We start from the raw sequence: 19,795 nt of genomic DNA on the forward strand, positions 1-19,795 counted from the left end.
CCTCAGGACTCCCAGGTCCGCCCGGCGCTAGGCTCGGGCACATGACGCCGCGCGAGGACGAGAACCGCCGCCTGCTGCGGGCGCGCGACGTGATGGACCGGCACTACGCCGAGCGGCTCGACGTCGCGGCGGTGGCCCGGGTCGCGCATGTCTCCCCCGCGCACTTCAGCCGCCGGTTCAAGGCGGTCTTCGGGGAGACACCCCACCGCTATCTCCAACGGCGCCGGATCGAGCGCTCGATGGCGCTGCTCCGGGACACCCCGACTCCGGTCACGGAGGTCGCGCTCACGGTCGGCTTCACCAGCCCCGGCACCTTCAGCCGTACGTTCCGCGACATCGTCGGCACCTCCCCGAGCGGCTACCGGGCCAGGGCCCACAGCCCCGCCGTGCCCGGGTGCGTCGCCCGCGCCTGGATGCGGCCGGCGAGCTGAGCAGTTTCGGAGAAGCGCCCGGCGTCGAACGCGCCGCAGACTGGTCGCATGCTGACCAACATCAACATCACCGGAATCTACGTTCTCGACCAGGACGAGGCGCTCGACTTCTACGTCGGCAAGCTCGGCCTCGAGGTCGGGAGCGACGTCGACATGGGCTTCATGCGCTGGCTCACCATCCACCTCCCCGGCGACCCGGACCACCAGCTGCTGCTCGAGGTGCCGGGCCGCTCCCCCGCCCACAGCGCCGAGACGGCGGCCCAACTGCGTGACCTGGTCACCAAGGGAGCGATGGGCGCGGTGGTCATCTTCAACACCGACGACTGCGAGAAGCTCTACGAGGAACTCTCCGCCAAGGGCGTCGAGTTCACCGACAAGCCCACCAAGCAGCCCTACGGCATCGACTGCGCCTTCCGCGACCCCTTCGGCAACCACATTCGCGCCACCCAGCGGATCGAGGGTCCCGTCGAGGTCACCGACGAGGACATCGCTCGCTGGTCCGGCGCCTGAACCGGCGCCCGGGCGTCAGCCCCCGACGACCGCGTACGCCTCGCGCAGCTGCTCCTCGGTCGGCCCGGTGAGGATGCGGGGGTCGGCGATGTCGTGGAGGACGAGGAAGCGCAGGACGGAGCCGCGGGCCTTCTTGTCGACCCGCATGGCGCCGATGAGGTCGTCGAAGCCGGCCTCGACGCCGAGCTCCTTGACGGTGGTCGGGAGGCCGACCTTCGCGAACGTCGGCGCGTGCCGGGCGGCGACCTCGTCGGGGAGGACGCCGGCGAGACGGGCGAGCTCGGCGGCGTAGACGCAGCCGACGGCGACCGCGTCACCGTGGCGGATCGAGAAGCCGGAGTGCTTCTCGAGCGCGTGGGCGAGGGTGTGGCCGTAGTTGAGGGTCTCGCGGCCGGGGTGGCCGTCGGCGCCGCCGGTCTCCTTCAGGTCGGCGGCGACGACCTCAGCCTTGACCCGGATCGCACGCTCGACCAGCTCGGCGAGAACGGGCGAGGAAGCGGTGATCCCGTCCGTCTCCTCAACCAGCCGCAGGATCTCCGGGTCGGCGATGAAGCCGCACTTGACGACCTCGCCGAGGCCGGCGATCAGGTCTGCCTCTGGCAGGGTGGCGAGCAGCGCGAGGTCGCACAGCACCCCGGCCGGCTCGTGGAAGGCGCCGACGAGGTTCTTCCCGGCGGCGGTGTTGACGCCGGTCTTCCCGCCGACCGCAGCGTCGACCATGGCGAGGACGGTGGTGGGCATGTGCACGACGCGTACGCCGCGCAGCCACCCGGCCGCGACCCAGCCGCCGAGGTCGGTGGTCGCCCCGCCACCGAAGGTGACGACCGCGTCGGAGCGGGTGAAGCCCCGCTCCCCCAGCGCCTCCCAGCAGTCGTGCGCGACCGCGACGGTCTTCTGGTCCTCACCGCTGGGCAGGCCGAGGCCGAGCACGTCGTAGTGCTTGAGCAGCTCCTCGAGCACCGGCTCGGCGTACTCGGCCAGCTCGGCGGCGTAGAGGAACGCCACCCGCTCGACGCTCTCGCCCAGCAGCCCCTGGAGCCGGCCGGCGAGGCCGGAGCCGATGACGACGTCGTACGCCGCGGCGCTCTCGACCCTGATGACGGTTCCGGTCACTTCTACTCCGTGGTGTTCAGCGCTGTCAGGGCGGTGGCGAGCTCGGTGGCGACGTCGTCGGCCGAGCGGCCGTCGGTGTCGACGACGATCGTCGCGACCGACTCGTAGATCGGTGCGCGCTCCTCCAGGAGCGCCTTGATGCGGCCGCGTACGTTGCCGAGCAGCAGCGGACGGCCGGAGCCGAGACCGACCCGCTTGACCGCGTCCGCGACGCCGACCCGCAGGTAGACGACGGTGTGCTCCTTGAGCAGGATCTGGGTCTGCTCGGCCAGGACGGAGCCGCCGCCGAGGGAGACCACGCCGTCGTGCTCGGCGAGCGCCGCCGCGACGGCCTCGGCCTCGACCGCACGGAAGTGGGCCTCACCCTCGTCGACGAAGATGTCCTGCACGCTCTTGCCGGCGGCTGCCGCGATGTCCTCGTCGGTGTCGCGCAGCGTGACACCGAGACGGGCCGCGAGCAGCGCTCCGACCGTCGACTTGCCCGCGCCCATCGGGCCGACGAGCACGACAGCCGGCATCAGGAGTACCTCAGGTTCTCGAGGTAGGCCTTCGCGTTGCGGGCGGTCTCGGCGACCGAGTCGCCACCGAACTTCTCCAGCGCCGCCTCGGCCAGCACGAGCGCGACCATCGCCTCGGCGACGACACCGGCGGCGGGCACCGCACAGACGTCGGAGCGCTGGTGGTGGGCGACGGCCTCCTCGCCGGTGGCCACGTCCACGGTACGCAGCGCCCGCGGCACCGTCGCGATCGGCTTCATCGCCGCACGGACCCGCAGGATCTCGCCGGTCGACATCCCGCCCTCGGTGCCGCCGGAGCGCCCTGAGGCGCGGCGGATGCCGTCGGCGGAGGGAACGATCTCGTCGTGGGCCTTGGAGCCCGGAGTCGCGGCGAGCTCGAAGCCGTCACCGACCTCGACGCCCTTGATCGCCTGGATGCCCATCAGCGCGCCGGCCAGGCGGGCGTCGAGCCGCCGGTCCCAGTGCACGTGGGAGCCGAGACCCGGCGGCAGCCCGTGGACGACCACCTCGACGACGCCGCCCAGGGTGTCGCCGTCCTTGTGGGCCTCGTCGATGCGGGCGACCATCTGCTTGGAGCCGTCCGGGTCGAGCACCCGCACCGGGTCCTCGTCGAGCCGGGCGACATCCTCGGGCGAGGGAACCTCGCGGCCCGGCGTACGAATGCCGCCGATCTCCAGGACGTGGGACACCAGCCGCACCCCGAGCGCCTGCTCGAGGAAGGCCGAGGCGACCGCGCCGAGCGCGACCCGGGCCGCCGTCTCGCGGGCCGAGGCGCGCTCCAGGATCGGACGGGCGTCGTCGAAGTCGTACTTCTGCATCCCGACCAGGTCGGCGTGACCGGGCCGCGGCCGGGTCAGCGGAGCGTTGCGCGCCTGCCCGGCCAGCACGTCGGGGTCGACCGGGTCGGCGGCCATCACGGTCTCCCACTTGGGCCACTCGGTGTTGCCGACCTCGATCGCGACCGGACCGCCCTGCGACTCCCCGTGGCGTACGCCGCCGGTGATCCGCACCTGGTCCTTCTCGAACTTCATCCGGGCACCGCGGCCATAGCCGAGCCGGCGCCGGGCCAGGGCATCAGCGATGTCGTCAGAGGTGATCCGGACGTGGGCGGGCAGACCCTCCATCACGGCCGTCAGGGACGGACCATGGGACTCGCCCGCAGTGAGCCAACGCAACATGACGCCAGTCTTTCATCCCCGCCACGCAACCCCGTGCACCCGGGCTCAAAGCGAGACGGCGAAGACCCCGACGAGCATGCCCCAGATCATGAACGGCCCGTACGCCAGCGGCTCGCGCATCGCCGTGCGCGAACGTCGCGCGACCGCACGTCCGATGCCCCAGAGACCGAAGATCGCCAGCCCGGCCCAGAGCCCGATCGCCAGCTGGTCCCAGCCGAGGCGACCGAGGACCAGGCCGACGAGTGCGGCGAGCCGTACGTCGCCGAAGCCCATCGCGTGCGGCAGGAGCCGCCACAGCAGCCAGAACGCCGAGCGGGCGATCACCAGCCCGGCGAGGGCGCCGAGGGCCGTTGCGGTCTCGCGCGTCCAGAGCCACTCGACGCCGAGCAGCGCGATCCCGACCGCGGTGGCCACCAGGATCGGCACCTTCGGCAGCCGCTGGACGCGCCAGTCGACGTAGGCGAGCAGCACGCAGATCGGTGTGAGCGGCGCCAGCGCCACCATCAGCCGCGACGGATCGACGTGCCAGGCGAGGAGCCCGGCGACCGCGGCGGAGACGGCCACCGCGAGAGGCCGGAACGGTGCCCAGTCGGCCAACCTGGCATAGGAGACCGCCGGCGGGTCGTCGACAGGTTCGGGGAGCCGGCGAAGAAGTGCCGGCATCCCGAGAGCGAGCAGACCGGCGACGGCCGCACTCACCAGCACGACCGCCCCAGGACTCATGCCGGTGACAGCTCCGCGATCCCCAGCGCCTTCTCCCCCGCCGCCCGCATGGCGTCGAGCGGGGCGGGACGGCTGGTGAAGAGCTCGAACTGCAGCACCGCCTGGTGCACGAGCAGGTCCAGGCCGCTGACAGCCACACCGGGTGCGACGGAGAGCAGCGGCGAGGGCCACGGGTCGTAGACGACGTCGAAGACGACCGGCGTCGGCGCCCAGCGGTCGATGAGCTCGGGGGTCAGTGCCTTCGCCGGGACCGTGGAGACGACCGCGTCGACTCCGTCGACGGCCGAGTCCAGCGGCAGCACCGAGACCACGGGCTTGCTCCGGTGACGGGAGATCATCTCGATCGTCTCCCCCGCCGCACCCGGGTTGCGAGCCAGCAGCGTGATCCGGGAAGCGCCCAGCTCGGCGAGCGCGAGGCCCGTCGACGCGGCCGTGGCGCCGGCGCCCAGGACCGCACCGTGGGAGCAGGAGAAGCCGTCACCGGCTCGCTCCCGGACCGCCGCGACCGCACCGGGCAGGTCGGTGTTGTCCCCCACCCAGCCGTGCGAGGAGCGCACCAGTGTGTTGACCGCCCCCACGAGCCGCGCCCGCGGCGAGACCGACCGCGCCAGCTCGAAGGCCTCCCGCTTGAGCGGCATCGTCACCGACAGCCCGCGCCACTTGCTCGGCGGCCAGTCGCCACCGAGGTCGGCCACGTACTTCGCCAGGCCGCCGGCCTGCACCCGGGTGGAGGTGTAGGACCAGTCCGACATCTCCAGCTCGGCGTACGCCGCCTGATGGAGGGCCGGGGAGAGCGAATGACCGATCGGGTCACCCAGGACAGCGCACTTCACTCAGGTCTCCTGATCAGCAACTCTTGGACTTCGCCGAGGCACAGTAGGCCTTGTACTCGGCCTTGAACTTCAGGAACTGGTCGTAGTTCTTCGCGAACTTCGTCTCACCGGTCTTCAGGTTGACGGTCACGTAGTAGTACCAGTCACCGTCAGCCGGGTTGAGCGCGGCCTGGATCGCCTTGTCACCGGGCGCACCGATCGGCCCAGGCGGCAGACCCTTGTTGGTGTAGGTGTTGTAGGGCGAGTCGACCGACTGCACGTTGACCCCACCGAGCTCGGTGCTGCCGGACTTCCCGAGCGCGTAGTTGACCGTTGCGTCGATCTGCAGGAAGCCCGCCTGGCCGGCCGTGCCGGGGTTCTCGACGCGGTTGTAGATCACCCGGGCGATCTTGGCCATGTCGTCACCGCGACCTTCGGCCTCCACGAGCGAGGCCACGGTCATGATCTGCTCAGGCGTGCAGGCCTTGCCGCCACCGCACTTCAGCTGCTTGGCGCGCGCCTCGATGTCGTTGTCGCCCAGCGCCTGCTCCCAGCGGTCGACCATCATCGCCAGCATCTCGGTCGGCGTGGCGTCGGGCGGGAAGGCGTACGTCGCGGGGAAGAGGTAGCCCTCGACGTTGCCCTTGGCGTAGTCGGGCAGCCCGATCGCCTCGGTGTCCTCGGCGGCCTTCTTGAAGTCGGCCGGCTTCGTCTTGGTCTTCTCGGCGAGCACCTTGTAGATCGCCTTGGCGCGCGATCCCTCGGTGATGGTGACGTTGATCGTGTCGATGTTGTCCGGGTTGGCGAGGATCTCGACGACGTCGGCGGCCTTCATCTGCTTCTTCAGCGGGTAGAAGCCGACCTGCACGGTCAGTCCCTCGGCGTTGGCCGCATCGATGAAGGCATCGACGGACTCCACCACGCCGACCTCCTTGAGATTGCGGCCGACGGCTGAGACCGAGTCGCCCTCGCGCACCTCGAAGGAGACCGGGTCGGTGCCGGGTCCGGGGTAGTCCGCGGGCGGCGCGACCATGTCCTTGACGTAGTCGATGGCGCGGTCACCCACGACGTAGAACCCACCGAGCACGACGGCCATGGCCACCAGCACGGCCAGGCAGCCACCGAAGCGTCGCTTGCGCTTGGGTGGCTCCTCGTCGAAGTAGGGATCGTGCTCGCCGGGACCGGCCTCGAAGAAGCTCGGGTGCTGCTGGTAGGTCGGCCCACCGTAGCCACCGGGCCGCTGCGGGGGCTCCTGGTGACCGTAGCCCGGCGGGGGTGTGCCGACGCCGGGCACCGGACGCGGCCCTGGCCGTCGCCCCGGCTGGCCCGCCTGAACCGGCTGGCCCGGACGAGGCTGCCCCTGATGCTGAGGAGGCAGCTGACCCGGCATCTGCCCGGGCGTCTGCGGCGGCATCCGGCGCGGGTCACGGGGATCCTGCGGCGGCTGCTGGCGCGGCGGGTAGCCACCGCGCGGATCGCGACCATATGACCCCTGACCAGGGCGACGCGGGTCGCGCGGGTCCGGGGGGTAGTAGCGCTCACTCAATGACCGACCTCAACGATCTCTCCAGGCGCGGCCCCCGAAGCGCGCTCACTGTCCAATGCGTGTTGCAGGATCACAACCGCCGCGGCCATGTCGACAACTGCTCGACGGTCCTGACCCTTGCGACCTCGGTCTCGGAGCATAGCCTCCGCAGAAACAGTGGTGAGCCGCTCGTCGACGAGACGAACCGGGACCGGGGCCACTCGCCGCGCCAACGACGCGGCGAAGTCCCGGACCTTAGCAGTCGCCGGGTTCTCCCCTCCCTTGAGGGAGCGGGGCAGCCCGACGACCACCTCGAGCATCGTCGACTCCTCGCCGATCTCGGCGACGATCGCCTGCAGCCGGGCGAGATCCCCGCGGCCCTTCTTGACCGTCTCCAGCGGCGTCGCCAGGAACCCCGTGGGGTCGCTCCTGGCGACGCCGATCCGGGCGTCGCCAGGATCGAGACCGAGGCGTACGCCGTGTCGCATCAGGCTCCGGCCACCAGGCTCTTGACCTTGGCGACCGCCTCGTCGATCCTGCCGACCTCGGTGCCACCGCCCTGGGCGAAGTCGGGCTTGCCGCCACCGCGCCCGCCGACGACCGGCGCCAGCTCCTTGATCAGGTCGCCGGCCTTGACGCCCTTGGCGATGCCGGCCGGGTTGACCGCGGCCACGACCGCGACCTTGTCGTCGGCATCCCCGAAGAGCACGACGGCCGCAGGGGCGTCACCGAGCCGGGAGCGTACGTCCTGCGCGAGCGTACGCGCGTCGCCGCCGCCCACACCCGGGACCCGCTGGGCGACGACCTGGACGCCGTTGACGTCGACCGCGGAGGCCGCGATCGAGCCGCCGGAGGCGAGCAGCTGCGCCGTACGCGCCCGGGCGATCTCCTTCTCGGCGGCCTTGAGCCGCTCCATGAGGTCGGAGACCCGGCCGACGACGTCGCCGGACTTGGTCTTGAGCAGCAGGTTGAGCTCGGAGACCACGTCGCGCTCGCGGGCGAGGTACTTGAAGCCCTCCACGCCCGTGTAGGCCTCGATGCGGCGGTTGCCGGAGCCGACCGAGGCCTCCGAGGTGACCACGATGGTGCCGATCTGGGCGGAGTGGTCGACGTGGGTGCCACCGCACAGCTCGCGCGACCACGGGCCGCCGATCTCGACGACGCGCACCTTGGAGTCGTCGTAGGTCTCGCCGAAGAGCGCGATCGCGCCCCACTCCTTGGCCTGCGGGAGAGTCATGTAGTCCCAGGAGACCGGCAGGTCGGCACGCAGCGCGTTGTTGGAGACCTCCTCGATCTCGTGCATCTGCTCCGGGGTCAGGCCCTTGGTCCAGCCGTAGTCGAGACGCAGGTAGCCGGGCCGGTTGAACGAGCCCGACTGCAGCGCGGTCGGGCCGAGCACCTCGCGCAGCGCCGCGTGCACCACGTGGGTGCCGGAGTGGGCCTGGCGGGCGCCGAGGCGCCACTCCGGGTCGACCTTCGCGTGCACGAGCGACTCGCCGCCGTGGAACTCGCCGTCGACGACGCGGACCTGGTGCACCACGAGGCCCTTGACCGGCCGCTGCACGTCGACGACCTCGAGCCGGCCACCGTCGAACTCGATGATGCCCGCGTCGGCGGACTGGCCACCGGACTCGGCGTAGAACGGGGTGCGGTCGAGGACGATCTCGCCGATCTCCTCGGGCCCGAGCACGTCGACCGGCTTGCCCTCCCGCAGGAGCGCCACCGGCTTCGACTCGGTGTCGAGGGTCGTGTAGGCCTGCCAGTCGGTCGGCCCGTTGGTGTCCAGGATGCCGCGGTAGACCGTCAGGTCGGCGTGCTGGCCCTTCTTGGCGCGCGCGTCGGCCTTGGCCCGCTCGCGCTGCTCGGTCATCAGACCGCGGAAGCCCGCCTCGTCGACCTCGAGGCCCGCCTCGGCGGCCATCTCGAGGGTGAGGTCGATCGGGAAGCCGTACGTGTCGTGGAGCTGGAACGCCTTGTCACCGGTGAACGTGGTGGATCCGCTCGACTTCACCTCGGTCGCGGCCAGGTCGAAGATCTGGGTGCCGGCCGCGAGGGTCTTGCGGAAGGCCTCCTCCTCGGCGTCGGCGACGCGCTTGATCCGGTCCCACTCGGTGTGGAGGTCGGTGTAGGTCTCCCCCATCTTGTCGCGGGAGATCGGCAGCAGCTCGGGCATCGCCGGGTCCTCGTAGCCGAGCAGCCGCATGTTGCGGATCGCGCGGCGCATCAGCCGGCGCAGCACGTAGCCGCGGCCCTCGTTGCCGGGGGTGACACCGTCGCCGATGAGCATCAGGGAGGAGCGCACGTGGTCGGCGACCACGCGGAAGCGGACGTCGTCCTCGTAGGCCGCGCCGTACTTCTTCCCGGTCAGCTCCATCGCCTTCTCGATGACCGGGAAGACGACGTCGGTCTCATACATGTTGGACTTGCCCTGCATGAGGTAGGCGACGCGCTCGAGCCCGAGGCCGGTGTCGATGCCGGTCTGGGCGAGCGGACCGTCGATGTCGACGTCGTACTTGGACCGCGCCGCGACGACGTTGTCCTGCATGAAGACGAGGTTCCAGAACTCCAGGTAGCGGTCGCCGGCGTCCCAGTCGCGGTCGGCGCCGAACTCGGGACCGCGGTCGATCAGGATCTCCGAGCACGGGCCGCCCGGGCCGGGCACGCCCATCGACCAGTAGTTCTCGCTTGGGGGCAGCCGGACGATGCGGTCGTCGGGCAGGCCGGAGACCTTCTTCCAGAGCGCGACCGCCTCCTCGTCACCGTTGAGCACCGAGGGGTAGAGGACCGACTCGTCGAAGCCGAAGCCACCGTCGGCGACCGACTTGGTGACCAGCTCCCAGGCGAGCGTGATGGCGCCCTCCTTGAAGTAGTCACCGAAGGAGAAGTTGCCGCACATCTCGAAGAAGGTGCCGTGCCGGGTGGTCTTGCCGACCTCCTCGATGTCGGGGGTACGGATGCACTTCTGCACCGACGTCGCCCGCGGGTAGGGAGGGGTCGCCTGACCGAGGAAGAACGGCTTGAAGGGCACCATGCCTGCGTTGACGAAGAGCAGGTTGGGGTCGTCGAGCAGGAGCGATGCCGACGGCACCACCGTGTGCTCGCCGATCTCGGTGTTCTCGGCGAAATGCGCCGTGAAACGGCGGCGGATCTCCGCCGTGCTCAACCACTCCATCAGGGGGTACTACCTTCCGTGTTCTTCCTCGGGTCCTCGGTTGGCCCGTTCAGTCCAAGTCTCTGCTGCTCGGCGCCCGTGGCGCCAATCTGTTTCGGACCTGCGGTCTTCGCCTCGATCCACTCGCGCAGCTCGAGCTCCTTCTCCGCCTTGCCCTGGGCCAGCTCCTCGCGGAAGATCCGCGCGCCGACCCCGATCGCCTGGGCCCGGTCACGCAGCCCGTCGGCGGTGAACGCCTCGGCGGCGCGTCGTCCCTTGACCATCGCGTACACGCCCGCGCCCGCACCGACCACGAACCAGATCGCGCCCCTCATCGGGTGTCCTCCATACGTACGTCCTCGTCAACTGCCTCGCGCTGGCGCGCTCGGTACTCCCGCAGCGCCTCGCGCATCTCGCTCTTCCGGTCCTTGCGTGCCCGCTTGACCTCGCGGTGCATCTCGTAGCGGATCTTGAACCGCACCTCGGGCGAGATCGCCCGGCGCACCCCGTGGACCAGCGCGGCGCTGTGCACCATCGTCTCCCGGAAGACGGCGTCCGCGAACGCCGGTGCGGTCAACGTACGCTGCACCACCTGCTCCACCTCGGCAGGCTCGCCGTCCTCCCCCAGGGAGGTGATGACGTACTCCTTCTCGTCCCGGCCCCGTCGCCTGACCTCGGGCTGCGCCAGCCGCTTCTCCAGCGCCTCGAGCCGCTCACGCAGCTCGGCCTCGCTGGCCTCGGCCGCCTCGAGCCTCAGCCGCGCGCGGCGCCGTGCCCCGAGCGCGAGCAGCACGGCCACCAGCGAGATGAGGACCAGAACCCCCACCGCGGCCAGTGCCGCCGCCAGCGCCCAGCCGGGCATGCTCGAGATCGTCATGGTGGACCTACCCTATCCATCCTGTCCGCGCACGATTTTCCGGACACGCTCCCAACGTTCCTTCACTCCGGCCTCGGCTCCGTGGGTCGTCGGCCGGTAGTACTCCGCATCGGCCACCGCCTCCGGCGCGTACTGCTGCGTCGCGATCCCGAACGGCTCGTCGTGAGCGTACTTGTAGGCCTCGCCGTGCCCGATCTTCTTCGCGCCCTCGTAGTGGGCGTCGCGCAGGTGCGGCGGGACGTTGCCGATCTTTCCGGCGGCGACGTCGGCGCGGGCGGCGAAGATGGCGTTGGTGACCGCGTTGGACTTGGGCGCCACCGCGAGCGCGATCGTCGCGTGCGCCAGGGTGAGCTGGGCCTCGGGCATCCCGATCAGCTGCACCGTCTGGGCGGCAGCGACCGCCGTCTGCAGGGCCGTCGAGTCGGCCAGGCCGATGTCCTCGGAGGCGAGGATCATCAGCCGGCGGGCGATGAACCGGGGGTCCTCCCCCGCCTCGATCATCCGGGCCAGGTAGTGCAGCGCCGCGTCGGCGTCCGACCCGCGCACCGACTTGATGAAGGCGCTGACCACGTCGTAGTGCTGGTCGCCCTGGCGGTCGTAGCGCACCGCTGCCTGGTCCACGGCCCGTTCGGCCGCCTCCAGGGTGATCTCCCCCTCGGACGCGGCGCCCGCGGCTGCCTCCAGGTAGGTCAGCGACCGTCGCGCGTCGCCGCCGGCGAGGCGGACGAGATGGTCCAGCGCCTCGTCGGAGATGGTCACCGAGCCGCCCAGGCCGCGCTCGTCCTCCAGCGCCCGTAGGAGTACGCCACGGATGTCGTCGTCGGTCAGCGACTCCAGCCGCAGCAGCAGCGAGCGGGACAGCAGCGGCGAGATCACCGAGAAGAAGGGGTTCTCCGTGGTGGCGGCGACCAGCGTGACCCAGCGGTTCTCCACGCCCGGCAGCAGCGCGTCCTGCTGCGCCTTGCTGAACCGGTGCACCTCGTCGACGAAGAGCACCGTCTCCTTGCCGGTCGCGACCAACTCGGCCCGGGCGGAGTCGATCGCGGCCCGGACCTCCTTGACCCCGGCCGAGACCGCGGAGATCTCGACGAAGCGCCGGTCGGTGGAGCGGCTCACGATGGAGGCGATGGTGGTCTTCCCCGTCCCCGGCGGTCCCCACAGCAGCAGCGAGAGCGACTGCCCACCCTCGACGACCTGGTGAAGCGGCGACCCGGCCGCGCGCAGCGAGCTCTGCCCCACCAGCTCCTCGAGCGTACGCGGCCGCATCCGCACCGCCAGCGGCGCGGCCGCATGGTCGCTGTGGCTCAGCGACCCGCCACGCGAGGCGCCGGCAGCGCCCATCTCGAACAACCCATCCACACGCCAACCCTAGTGGCCGGCACCGACAACGCTCAGGTGAGGCGTACGCGGGGGTCGAGCACGCTGTAGAACATGTCGACCACGAGGTTGGTGAGCACGATGATCGCGGCGGAGATCAGGGTGGTCGCCTCGATGACCGGGAGGTCGCTCTGCCCGACGGCGTCGAGGGCACGGAGGCCCAGGCCGTTGATGCCGAAGATCTTCTCGGTGAAGATCGTGCCGGTCAGCAGGGCGCCGAAGTCGAGACCGAAGATGGTCACGATCGGCACGACCGCGGCGCGAAGCGCGTGCTTGTTGACGATCGTCCGCTCGGGCAGACCCTTGGACCTCGCGGTGCGGACGTAGTCCTCGTTGAACGCCTCGATCATCGAGCCACGGGTGAACCGGGCGTACTTGGAGGAGTTCACCAGGCCGAGCGCGAGCCAGGGCAGCAGCAGCGCCCAGGCCCACTTCAGGGGCGAGTCGGTCAGCGGGTGGTAGCCGTCCTGCGGGAAGATCCCCGCCCCGACCGCCAGATAGAGGAAGGCGAGCAGGACGAACAGATAGTAGGGAATCGACTCGATCACGAGGGTCGCGCCGATGACGGCCTTGTCGGCCGAGGTCCCCCGGCGTCTGGCCGCGAACATCCCGATCGGCACCCCGATGAGCAGGATCGTGGCACCGGCTCCGACCGCGACCGAGACGGTCGGCCCGATCCGGTCCTTGATGTCGTCCCAGACGTTGACGCGGTAGATGAAGCTGACCCCGAAGCAGGGGGCGTCGCAGTCGTACGCCTCGGAGCCGAAGGCGATCTGGCGGCCGTTGACGATCCCGGACATGTACTCGCCGTACTGGACGTAGATCGGCGCCTCCAGGTTGAGCGCCTCCCGGATCGCGTCCTGGCGCTCCGCGGTGCACTTGGGCTCGGGGCACATCGCGTCCGCCGGGTCGCTCGGACCATAGGTGAAGAGCGCGACCACCGCCACCGAGATGACGAACAGCACCAGAAGTGCCGAGATCAGCCGGCGTACGACAAAACCGATCATGGGACGGAGGTCTCGCTTCCTAGAGGGTGTCCACGGGCGCTGGCCCGCAGGTGCGGTCCGATTTCGGGGGTCCGGCCGGCGTGGGGACCGCCCACGCCGGCCGGCTCACCTCACTTGAGGTACATGATGGAGAAGCTCGGCATGCCCTTGACCGGGTCGTTGACGACCCCGCCGACCTGCGAGCCCTTGATGAAGGCGTTCGCGTCGTAGCCGGCGTTGATCTCGACCATGTAGGTCTCCTGCATCCACTTGTCGAACTCGCCCCAGGCGGCGGGCACCTCGTCGGCGTCCATCTTCAGGATCTCCGCCTGCTTCGCGTCGGCGTCGGCCTCCTTGAAGTTGGTCGGGTTCGGCATACCCGCCTTGTTGGCGTTGGAGCCGATCCACTGCGCCGGGAACCACGAGCCACCCGAGGGCCAGTCGGAGCACCAGCCGCCGTAGCGGAGGTTGACCGGGGCGTCCAGGTTGCTCTCGTCGTCGCGGTAGGTCTCGTCGGTCGAGGCCACCGGGGTCGCCTTGAAGCCGGCCGCCTCGAAGCCCTTGACCATCTGGTCCTTCTTGGCCACCGAGTTCTCGTCGTCACGCTGGTAGTGCCACTTCAGCTCGAAGCCGACGGCACCGGCCTCCTCCAGGAGCGCCTTGGCCTTCTCCGGGTCGGTGGTCTGACCGTCCTGGCCCTTCGGGTACTGGTACTCGACACGGCCCGCGGTGCCCGGGGGCAGGAGCGAGGTGCCGGGCTGGATGGTGACGCCGACGATCTCGCCGGAGGCCTTCCAGGCAGCCTGGTAGGGGTAGGCCCAGCTGATGGCCTCGCGGATCTTCTTGTCCTTGATCTTGGTCTGGTCCGGGCGGTACATGTAGGTGCACGGCGAGGTGCCCTCGATGAGGTTGTCCGGCGCGCTCTCCTTGATCGACTTGTAGGTCGGAGGCGTGACGTCGTCGTACGTCATCATCGTCTGCGCCGCGCCCTTGTCGCCGAGGATCTGGTTCTCGAGCTTCGCGGTGTCCTGAGCGAACCGGAAGTCGAAGGCGTCGGCGGCCTGGAAGCGGCCGGGGTCGGAGTCGGCGTCCCACTGGTCGTTCTTGACCAGCTTCAGCGAGACGCCGGGCTTGTAGGACTCGAACTTGTAGGGGCCGGTCGCCATCGGGTGGCTCTCGTAGGCCAGCGGGTCCTTGTCCTTGGCCTTCGGGATCGGCGAGAAGACCGGAAACGAGGCGTAGTAGTCGAGCTCGGGGAACGGCTGCGCGAGGTGGATGATCACCTTGTTGCCGTCGGCCTCGACGCCGTCGTAGTCCTCACCGCCGTACCAGCCCGCGCCGGCGTCGTAGTCGGGGAGCTTCTTCAGCTCGGCGTCGGTGTCCGCGAACGGGCCCTTGTACTTGTCGCCGTCCTTGAAGAAGGTCAGCTGGTACGTCGGACCGTCGGTCAGCGTGTCGATGGCGAAGGAGCGCTTGATGCCGTAGACGACGTCCTCGGCGGTGACGTCGGTGCCGTCCTCGTACTTGAGCCCGTCCTTGAGCTCGAAGGTCCAGGTCAGGCCGTCCTCGGAGACCTGGCCGAGGTCGGTGGCGAGGTCGGGGACGAGGATCGAGTCGCCGCTCTTCTCGTCGTAGACGTACTGCGTCAGGGACCGGGTCACCAGGCCGGACATGATCGCACCGGAGTCGGTGTAATAGGTCCGGGTCGGGTCGAGGGTGTGCGGGGCTTGGTTCGACAGCACCGTGATGGTGCCGCCCTTCTTGGCGTCGTCCGGGATCGCCAGCGGGCCCTCGGCCGTGGCGTCCTTACCGGCACCGGCGCCGCCGCCGGCCTTGAACTCGCCGGTCGAGTCCTCGCCGCTCCCGCTCCCGCCGCCACACGCAGCGGTGAGCGTCAGCGCAGCGATCGCGCTGGCGGCGATCACTGTTCTCTTCAATCGCATCGTAGGTCTCCACCTTCCATGGTTGATGCCTCTCTCCGACGACCTGCTCACCGGAAAGACTTGGGGTCGAAGGCGTCGCGGATGGCGTCTCCGAGCAGGTTGAGCGCGAAAACCAGGACCACGATCCCGACGATCGGCGCGTAGAGGAACAAGGGGTACTCGTCGAACCAGTTCTGGGCCCGCAGGATCGTCTGACCCCACGACGGGCGCCCGGTGACGCCGACGCCGAGGTAGGCCAGCGTCGCTTCCGCGGCGATCGTGGCCGGCAGGCTCAGCGAGAACGAGACGACGATCGGAGCCACCAGGTTGGGCAGCAGCTCCCGGAACAGGATCCGGTGGGTCGGCATCCCGAGCACGCGCGCCGCCTCGATGAACTCCCGCTCGCGCAGCGAGACCACCTCACCGCGGATCAGCCGGGCCAGGCCCATCCAACCGAACACCGAGAGGATCACGATCAGCGCGATCAGGGAGGCGTTGTCGAGCATCGCCGGGTTCTCCTTCCAACGCTCCACGAGCATCGGCGAGACGGCGATCGCGACGAGCAGGAACGGCAGCGTCAGGAACAGGTCGGTCACGAAGGTGACCACCCGGTCTCCCCAGCCGCGGCTGTAGCCCGCGATCAGGCCGAGGACCACCCCGACGACGGTCGAGACGATGGTGGCGACCGTGGCGACCAGCAGGGACGTACGCGCGCCGTAGAACCACTCGGCGAGCAGGTCGTTGCCCGAGTTGGGCTCCAGCCCGAGGGGCGCCTCCCAGGTGAAGCCGTAGTTGGGTGGCCCGATCACGGGGTAGTTGAACGAGTCGGTGTCGGCGACCGGGTCGCCGGCACGCACCTCGACACCGAACAGCTTGCACAGCAGTGGCGCGAAGATCGCGATCAGGACGAAGACCAGCACGATCCCGGCACAGATCATCGCGACCCGGTCCGAGAGCAGCCGGTCCATGGCGATCCGCATCGGCGAGCGGCCGGCGACCTCGCCGGAGCTCGGCTCCGGATCGATCTCGGGATCAGGCCCGCCCTGGATCAACACTTCGGACACAGTCATACGCTCGGATCTCCGTTCGAATGCCTTCGCTCTCGGCTCGCCCAAGACCGGGATCACGTCGCGCAGTCCCGGGCCAGCGCTGGCTCAAGTTATGCCAAGATCCGGCGTTTGGGACGCCCCTACAGATAACGGTTCGATACCGACGTGACGTGTGACACATCCGTAACAAAGACGGTCCGCAGCCAATGGCTGCGGACCGTCTTTCGTAATCTTGCTGAGACGCAGAAGATCCTCAGGCGCGTCCCCGCGAGTTGTTCGCCAGGTCGTACCACGTGTCGGCGTAGCCCGGACCGTCGCCCGGGACCTCGGCAGGGCTGGCGCCCGGGTCCGGCGCGCCGAACTCGTCGACGCCCAGCAGCGGCGCCGTGATCGGCTTCTCCGGGTGCTGGTGGATCTCACCCGGGAAGTGGCAGGCCACCTTGTGCTTCTTGCCGATCTGCAGCAACGGCGGCTCGACCACGGAGCAGATGTCCTTGGCGATGGCGCAGCGGGTGCGGAAGTGGCAGCCCGAGGGCGGGTTGATCGGCGAAGGTACGTCGCCCTCCAGCCGGATCCGCTCGCGGCGGCCACCGATCGCGGCCTGCTTCACGTCGGGCACGGCGGAGAGCAGCGCCTGCGTGTAGGGGTGGTGGGCCCGCTCGTAGATCGACTCGCGGTCGCCGATCTCCACGATCTTGCCGAGGTACATCACCGCGACCTCGGGGCAGAAGTGGCGAACGATGGCGAGGTCGTGCGCGATGAACAGGAAGGAGATGTCGAACTCCCTCTGCAGGTCCTGCAGAAGGTTGATCACCTGGGCCTGGATCGACACGTCGAGCGCGGAGACCGGCTCGTCGGCGACGAGCAGCTTCGGCTGCAGGGTCAGCGCCCGGGCGATGCCGATGCGCTGACGCTGGCCGCCGGAGAACTCGTGCGGGTAGCGGTTGTAGTGCTCCGGGTTGAGACCGACGATCTCGAGCAGCTCCTGGACCCGGCCGAGCACCTTGTCCTTCGGCACCATCTTGTGGATCCGCAGCGGCGCGCCGATGATCGAGCCGACCGTGTGACGCGGGTTCAGCGACGTCGACGGGTCCTGGAAGATCATCTGGATCTCGCGCCGCATCGGGTGCAGCTGCCGACCCGAGTAGTTGGCGATGTCGGTGCCCTCGAAGTCGATCTTGCCTTCGGTGGGCTTGTAGAGCCGCGTGACCATCCGACCGGTGGTGGACTTGCCACAGCCCGACTCACCGACAAGGCCGAGGGCGGTGCCCTTGGCGACCTCGAAGGAGACCCCGTCCACGGCCTTGACGTGGCCGACCGTACGCCGGATCACGCCGCTGCCCTTGACCGGGAAGTGCATCTTCAGGTTCTCGACCGAGAGCACCGTCTCGGTGCTCGCCGGCGCGACCGAGGCCGCGGTGGCAGTCGTGGTGTCGCTCATCAGTCCTCCACCAGGTCAGGGGCGATCTCGGGCAGGATCTCTGCCTCGTAGACCTCGTCGGCGTTCTTGATGTGGCAACGCTTGACGTGGTTGCCACCAGTGCTGGCGGGGGTGAGCGCGGGCAGGGTCGTCCGGCACAGGTCACCGCCCACCTTCGCCACGTGGTCACAGCGCGGCTCGAACGCGCATCCCGGCGGCGGGTTGAGCAGCGAGGGCGGGTTGCCCCGGATCGGGATCAGCTTCGCCTCGGTCGACGCGGTCAGGTCCGGCACGCTGGAGAGCAGACCCCAGGTGTAGGGCATCTCCGGGTTGGTGAGGATCTCCTTGCCCGGGCCGTACTCGACCGCGCGGCCGGCGTACATGACGAGTACGTCGTCAGCCATCTCCGCCACGACCCCGAGGTCGTGGGTGATGATGATGATCGCTGCGTCGAAGTCGCGCTGCAGGTCCTGGAGCAGGTCGAGGATCTGCGCCTGGACGGTCACGTCGAGAGCGGTGGTCGGCTCGTCGGCGATGAGCAGACTGGGGTTGTTGATCAGCCCCATCGCGATCATCGCGCGCTGGCGCATGCCGCCGGAGAACTGGTGCGGGTAGTCGTCCACACGACGGTCGGGCTGCGGGATGCCGACGCGGTCGAGCATCTCGATGGCGCGCTTGCGCGCCTCCCTCTTGGTCACGTCGTTGTGGACCTGGTAGGCCTCCATGATCTGGTTGCCCACCGTGTAGTAGGGGTGCATCGCGGAGAGCGGGTCCTGGAAGATCATCGCCACGTCGCGGCCGCGACGCTTGCGCATGTCCTCGTTGCTCACCTTGAGCAGGTCCACCCCGTCGAGCAGGATCTTGCCGCTCAGCTTGGCGTTGGTGCCACGGTGCAGCCCCATGATCGCCGAGCTGGACACCGACTTGCCGGAGCCGGACTCACCCACGATGCCGAGCGTCTTGCCGCGCTCGAGGTCGAAGGAGAGACCGTCGGTCGCCTTGACGATGCCGTCGGAGGTGGTGAAGTGGACCTTCAGGTCCCGCACCGAGAGGAACGCGCCGTCCTTGGCCGGCGTCGTCCCGGGCGTGTTGGAGAGGTCAGTCATGAATCAGCTCCGGGGTCAGGCGACGCGCACGCGCGGGTCGATGAAGGCGTACAGGATGTCGACGATGATGTTCGCGACGATCACCAGCGCTCCGAGGAGGAGGACCAGCCCGATCACGGTGGGCAGGTCGAAGTCACGGTTGGCGGTGACCGCCAGCTTGCCGAGCCCGTAGTAGTTGAAGACGCTCTCGGTGATGATCGCTCCGCCCAGGACGCTGGCGAAGTCGAGACCGGCCATCGTGACCAGCGGCGTCAGGGCGGCCCGCAGCGCGTGCTTGAAGAGCACCTTGGGACCCTTGAGGCCCTTGGACCGCGCTGTGCGGATGTAGTCCTCGCTCAGCGACTCCAGCACGAAGGCGCGCGTCATGCGTACGTAGCCAGCCATGTAGACGACCGCGAGCGTGAAGCCGGGAAGAATGAGCTGCACCAGCCATTGGCCGACGCCGCCCTCCGCGATCGGGACGTATCCCGGCGCCGGGAACAACCCGAACTTGATCGCCACGTAGTTGAGCAGCAACGCACCGATGAAGAAGGTCGGGAACGCATACAGGATCAGGGTCGCTCCGACTACGCCGCGGTCGACCAGGCTGCCCTTGGTGACCGCGGCCAAGACACCGAAGAGGATGCCGAACACCATCCAGATGACGATCGCCACCATGGCGATCGAGATCGAGATCGGTGCCGCTTCGGCGATCTCGGCGTTGACGGTGGTCTGGTTGTTCTGCGAGTAGCCCAGGCACGGAGCGGGGCACTCGGTCACCAGCTCCGGAGCCGCCTTGCGCAGCTCCTCGTTCGCCGGGTACTCACGACCGACTGCGACACCCTCCAGGAAGCCGCCCCACACCTTGATCGTCGCGGCGGCCTTGTCGATCGGGGGAAGAGAAGGATCCGGATATCCCAGAGCCTCGCGCGTCTCGGCGATACGCTCGGGCGGGCAGTTCCTCCCGCAGGCGAACTTCGCGGCATCGACAGGGCTCGCGAAGAAGAGCCCGATGACGACGGCGCTCATCGCGACAAGCATGAGAACGCCGACCATGACGCGGCGGATGATGTAGGCGACCATCAGGAGGTCTCACCTTCGTTGGATCGGCCCGCACA

The 19,795-nt window shown here is 69.4% G+C and carries 19 protein-coding genes; 2 read left to right on the forward strand and 17 right to left on the reverse strand.

The window, feature by feature from the left end:
* The first annotated feature begins 41 nt into the window (after window positions 1-41).
* Both ACWZJV_RS02145 and ACWZJV_RS02150 read left to right on the forward strand, forming a co-directional pair.
* Window positions 42-431: a helix-turn-helix domain-containing protein gene (locus tag ACWZJV_RS02145; protein ID WP_457180074.1), complete on the forward strand. Its 390-nt coding sequence runs from the start codon at window positions 42-44 to the stop codon at window positions 429-431.
* Between the two features lie 48 nt (window positions 432-479).
* Window positions 480-941, forward strand: coding sequence for a VOC family protein (locus tag ACWZJV_RS02150; RefSeq protein WP_457180075.1), 462 nt, complete (start codon window positions 480-482; stop codon window positions 939-941).
* Window positions 942-956: 15 nt separating this feature from the next.
* Here ACWZJV_RS02150 and aroB read toward each other — a convergent pair whose 3' ends face one another.
* From aroB to ACWZJV_RS02235, 17 genes are all read right to left on the reverse strand, one after another.
* Window positions 957-2,054, reverse strand: coding sequence for a 3-dehydroquinate synthase (aroB, locus tag ACWZJV_RS02155; protein ID WP_457180076.1), 1,098 nt, complete (start codon window positions 2,052-2,054; stop codon window positions 957-959).
* A 2-nt stretch (window positions 2,055-2,056) separates the two neighbouring features.
* Complete coding sequence (locus tag ACWZJV_RS02160; protein WP_008356815.1) at window positions 2,057-2,572, reverse strand: shikimate kinase; 516 nt, start codon at window positions 2,570-2,572, stop codon at window positions 2,057-2,059.
* Window positions 2,572-3,750: a chorismate synthase gene (gene aroC, locus ACWZJV_RS02165; RefSeq protein ID WP_457180077.1), complete on the reverse strand. Its 1,179-nt coding sequence runs from the start codon at window positions 3,748-3,750 to the stop codon at window positions 2,572-2,574. The genes ACWZJV_RS02160 and aroC overlap by 1 nt, the downstream gene beginning before the upstream one ends.
* Window positions 3,751-3,795: 45 nt before the next feature.
* Window positions 3,796-4,473: a prepilin peptidase gene (locus ACWZJV_RS02170; RefSeq protein WP_457180078.1), complete on the reverse strand. Its 678-nt coding sequence runs from the start codon at window positions 4,471-4,473 to the stop codon at window positions 3,796-3,798.
* The gene (locus tag ACWZJV_RS02175; RefSeq protein ID WP_457180079.1) at window positions 4,470-5,306 is read right to left on the reverse strand and encodes a shikimate dehydrogenase; all 837 of its coding nucleotides are present in this window, start codon (window positions 5,304-5,306) and stop codon (window positions 4,470-4,472) included. Before ACWZJV_RS02175 ends, ACWZJV_RS02170 begins: the two co-directional genes overlap by 4 nt.
* Before the next feature lie 13 nt (window positions 5,307-5,319).
* Window positions 5,320-6,579, reverse strand: coding sequence for an endolytic transglycosylase MltG (gene mltG / locus ACWZJV_RS02180; protein WP_457180080.1), 1,260 nt, complete (start codon window positions 6,577-6,579; stop codon window positions 5,320-5,322).
* Window positions 6,580-6,827: 248 nt separating this feature from the next.
* Complete coding sequence (gene ruvX / locus ACWZJV_RS02185) at window positions 6,828-7,298, reverse strand: Holliday junction resolvase RuvX (protein WP_008356828.1); 471 nt, start codon at window positions 7,296-7,298, stop codon at window positions 6,828-6,830.
* The gene (alaS, locus tag ACWZJV_RS02190) at window positions 7,298-9,973 is read right to left on the reverse strand and encodes an alanine--tRNA ligase (protein ID WP_040755075.1); all 2,676 of its coding nucleotides are present in this window, start codon (window positions 9,971-9,973) and stop codon (window positions 7,298-7,300) included. Before alaS ends, ruvX begins: the two co-directional genes overlap by 1 nt.
* Window positions 9,974-9,981: 8 nt before the next feature.
* On the reverse strand, window positions 9,982-10,296 hold the full coding sequence (locus ACWZJV_RS02195; protein WP_008356832.1) for a DUF6167 family protein: 315 nt from the start codon (window positions 10,294-10,296) through the stop codon (window positions 9,982-9,984).
* On the reverse strand, window positions 10,293-10,838 hold the full coding sequence (locus ACWZJV_RS02200) for a hypothetical protein (RefSeq protein ID WP_457180081.1): 546 nt from the start codon (window positions 10,836-10,838) through the stop codon (window positions 10,293-10,295). Before ACWZJV_RS02200 ends, ACWZJV_RS02195 begins: the two co-directional genes overlap by 4 nt.
* A gap of 12 nt (window positions 10,839-10,850) precedes the next feature.
* The gene (locus ACWZJV_RS02205) at window positions 10,851-12,179 is read right to left on the reverse strand and encodes a replication-associated recombination protein A (protein WP_196876365.1); all 1,329 of its coding nucleotides are present in this window, start codon (window positions 12,177-12,179) and stop codon (window positions 10,851-10,853) included.
* Between the two features lie 50 nt (window positions 12,180-12,229).
* Window positions 12,230-13,222: an ABC transporter permease gene (locus ACWZJV_RS02210; RefSeq protein ID WP_008356838.1), complete on the reverse strand. Its 993-nt coding sequence runs from the start codon at window positions 13,220-13,222 to the stop codon at window positions 12,230-12,232.
* A gap of 110 nt (window positions 13,223-13,332) precedes the next feature.
* Complete coding sequence (locus ACWZJV_RS02215; protein ID WP_457180082.1) at window positions 13,333-15,144, reverse strand: ABC transporter substrate-binding protein; 1,812 nt, start codon at window positions 15,142-15,144, stop codon at window positions 13,333-13,335.
* Between the two features lie 47 nt (window positions 15,145-15,191).
* On the reverse strand, window positions 15,192-16,193 hold the full coding sequence (locus ACWZJV_RS02220) for an ABC transporter permease (RefSeq protein ID WP_008356843.1): 1,002 nt from the start codon (window positions 16,191-16,193) through the stop codon (window positions 15,192-15,194).
* A 232-nt stretch (window positions 16,194-16,425) separates the two neighbouring features.
* Window positions 16,426-17,613: an ABC transporter ATP-binding protein gene (locus ACWZJV_RS02225; RefSeq protein ID WP_196873879.1), complete on the reverse strand. Its 1,188-nt coding sequence runs from the start codon at window positions 17,611-17,613 to the stop codon at window positions 16,426-16,428.
* A complete protein-coding gene (locus ACWZJV_RS02230) occupies window positions 17,613-18,698 on the reverse strand; it encodes an ABC transporter ATP-binding protein (RefSeq protein WP_457180083.1) in 1,086 nt (361 codons plus the stop codon). Before ACWZJV_RS02230 ends, ACWZJV_RS02225 begins: the two co-directional genes overlap by 1 nt.
* Before the next feature lie 15 nt (window positions 18,699-18,713).
* Complete coding sequence (locus tag ACWZJV_RS02235) at window positions 18,714-19,760, reverse strand: ABC transporter permease (protein WP_008356848.1); 1,047 nt, start codon at window positions 19,758-19,760, stop codon at window positions 18,714-18,716.
* Window positions 19,761-19,795: the final 35 nt, after the last annotated feature.

It is taken from the genome of Nocardioides sp. WG-D5 (assembly GCF_054031175.1).

Bases quoted from the DNA above. Each gene is read 5' to 3' on its own strand.
- ACWZJV_RS02145 (WP_457180074.1), top strand. From the start codon at position 42: ATGACGCCGCGCGAGGACGAGAACCGCCGCCTGCTGCGGGCGCGCGAC.
- ACWZJV_RS02150 (WP_457180075.1), top strand. From the start codon at position 480: ATGCTGACCAACATCAACATCACCGGAATCTACGTTCTCGACCAGGAC.
- ACWZJV_RS02160 (WP_008356815.1), bottom strand. From the start codon at position 2,572: ATGCCGGCTGTCGTGCTCGTCGGCCCGATGGGCGCGGGCAAGTCGACG.
- aroC (WP_457180077.1), bottom strand. From the start codon at position 3,750: ATGTTGCGTTGGCTCACTGCGGGCGAGTCCCATGGTCCGTCCCTGACG.
- ACWZJV_RS02170 (WP_457180078.1), bottom strand. From the start codon at position 4,473: ATGAGTCCTGGGGCGGTCGTGCTGGTGAGTGCGGCCGTCGCCGGTCTG.
- ruvX (WP_008356828.1), bottom strand. From the start codon at position 7,298: ATGCGACACGGCGTACGCCTCGGTCTCGATCCTGGCGACGCCCGGATC.
- ACWZJV_RS02195 (WP_008356832.1), bottom strand. From the start codon at position 10,296: ATGAGGGGCGCGATCTGGTTCGTGGTCGGTGCGGGCGCGGGCGTGTAC.
- ACWZJV_RS02200 (WP_457180081.1), bottom strand. From the start codon at position 10,838: ATGACGATCTCGAGCATGCCCGGCTGGGCGCTGGCGGCGGCACTGGCC.
- ACWZJV_RS02205 (WP_196876365.1), bottom strand. From the start codon at position 12,179: ATGGGCGCTGCCGGCGCCTCGCGTGGCGGGTCGCTGAGCCACAGCGAC.
- ACWZJV_RS02210 (WP_008356838.1), bottom strand. From the start codon at position 13,222: ATGATCGGTTTTGTCGTACGCCGGCTGATCTCGGCACTTCTGGTGCTG.
- ACWZJV_RS02215 (WP_457180082.1), bottom strand. From the start codon at position 15,144: ATGCGATTGAAGAGAACAGTGATCGCCGCCAGCGCGATCGCTGCGCTG.
- ACWZJV_RS02220 (WP_008356843.1), bottom strand. From the start codon at position 16,193: ATGACTGTGTCCGAAGTGTTGATCCAGGGCGGGCCTGATCCCGAGATC.
- ACWZJV_RS02225 (WP_196873879.1), bottom strand. From the start codon at position 17,613: ATGAGCGACACCACGACTGCCACCGCGGCCTCGGTCGCGCCGGCGAGC.
- ACWZJV_RS02230 (WP_457180083.1), bottom strand. From the start codon at position 18,698: ATGACTGACCTCTCCAACACGCCCGGGACGACGCCGGCCAAGGACGGC.
- ACWZJV_RS02235 (WP_008356848.1), bottom strand. From the start codon at position 19,760: ATGGTCGCCTACATCATCCGCCGCGTCATGGTCGGCGTTCTCATGCTT.